Origin of the sequence: Aquabacterium sp., from assembly GCF_030652515.1 — a bacterium.
GTDB lineage: Bacteria > Pseudomonadota > Gammaproteobacteria > Burkholderiales > Burkholderiaceae_C > Aquabacterium.
On record NZ_JAUSAR010000041.1, the window covers coordinates 1 to 1,666 of the forward strand.

The window sequence follows — 1,666 nt, forward strand, 5'->3', positions numbered from 1 at the left end:
AACCCAACTTGACCCCCAGCGACCTGCCGCTGGCCAAGCTGAGCCAAGCCCAGCTCGACGCGCTGCCGGTCGCCCACCATCAGATCGAAGACCTCTACCCGCTCTCGCCCATGCAGCAGGGGATTTTGTTTCATGCCTTGCGCGAACCGGAAGCCAATTTGTACGTCACGCAAATGGCGGTGGCTTTGCAAGGCCTGGATGTGTCTAAATTCTTGCACGCCTGGCGCCAAGTATTGCGCAATTACCCCACATTGCGTAGTGGTTTTGTTTGGCAGGGCGATTTGCCGACGCCATTGCAAGCGGTGTTTAAAGAGGCGGAGTTATCCGTGCAATGTCTGGACTGGCGGCAACAGCCTGTCGATGAAGCTGAACTGGATGCGTTGCGTCAAGCTGAATATGAACTCGGATTCGATTTGCAACAACCGCCATTGCTACGCTTGACACTAGTCAGTCTCGCTGGCGGTACGACCCATTTCATCTGGACTAGCCATCATTTATTGCTGGATGGCTGGAGCACCTCGCTGTTATTAGGCGAGGTGATGGCACTCTATGCGGGATCGCCGCCGAGTCGTGCCGGACAAGGCGTTTACCGCGATTACATTGCCTGGCTGCAAAGTCAGGATCGGGCTAGCGGCGAGGTTTTCTGGCGGCGGCAACTTCGCAATGCCAGTGGGCCGTGCTGGTTGGCGGCGACTGTGCATGCCCCTCAGGCAACGGGCAACGGTTATTGGCCATGCCGACTGGATGCCTCGGAAACTCAGTTGTTGCAGGCGGTCGCCCAACAGCAGCGCGTCACTTTGAATACCTTGTTGCAAGGTGCATGGGCATTGTTGCTGCGGCATTACACCGGCCAAAACACTGTCGTTTTCGGCGCAACGGTGGCAGGCCGTCCGACTAGCTTGCCGGGCGCGGAAACCATGCTGGGTTTATTCATCAATACCCTGCCGGTGGCGACCACCATTTCCTCCGCCATGTCTTTATCCGAATGGTTGTGCGGTTTGCAGGCCGACAATCTGCAATTGCGCGAGTATGAATACCTGCCGCTTTACGATATTCAACGCTGGGCTGGTGTCAGCGGCGATTTGTTCGATACCTTGCTGGTGTTCGAGAATTACCCGATCGATAAGACCTTGCGGCAGTCCAGTAGCGGCTTGGGCATAGGTTCTGTCACCCAGCATGACGTCACCAATTACCCGTTGACGCTGGATGTCGCGGTGAATGGCACACTGGAGATCGGTTTCGATTTCGCTCGTTCGCACTTTTCCGAAGACGATATTCGCCGTATTAGCACTTGCCTGATGACTATCTTGCTGACTATCGCCCGGCAACCCGAGGCACCGATCGGAGCCATGGTTTATACGGATTGCGAGCATCTGGATAACCAGTCGGCGAACATGGCTCGAAGTGAGATTCAACCGTTGCTTGAAGCCGTCCACCGCCAAGCGCAAACCCAACCTCACGCCGTGGCTTTAGTCTGCGGCGACCAGCGCATGAGCTACGCCGAACTGGAAAGCCGCAGCCAGCGACTGGCGCAGGGTTTGTTGGCGCAGGGCGTGCAAGCGGGAGACGTGGTCGGGCTGTGCCTGCCGCGTTCGGCCGAAATGATCGTCGCCAGTTTGGCGGTATGGCGTTGCGGTGCGGCGTTTCTGCCGCTGGATCCCGACTA

General features: G+C 57.3%; 1 protein-coding gene. It reads left to right on the plus strand.

All coding sequences use genetic code 11. The features are described from left to right. Positions 1–1,666, plus strand: a 1,666-nt coding sequence (locus tag Q7V20_RS05800; RefSeq protein WP_304788140.1) for a condensation domain-containing protein, incomplete at both ends; no start/stop codon positions are given.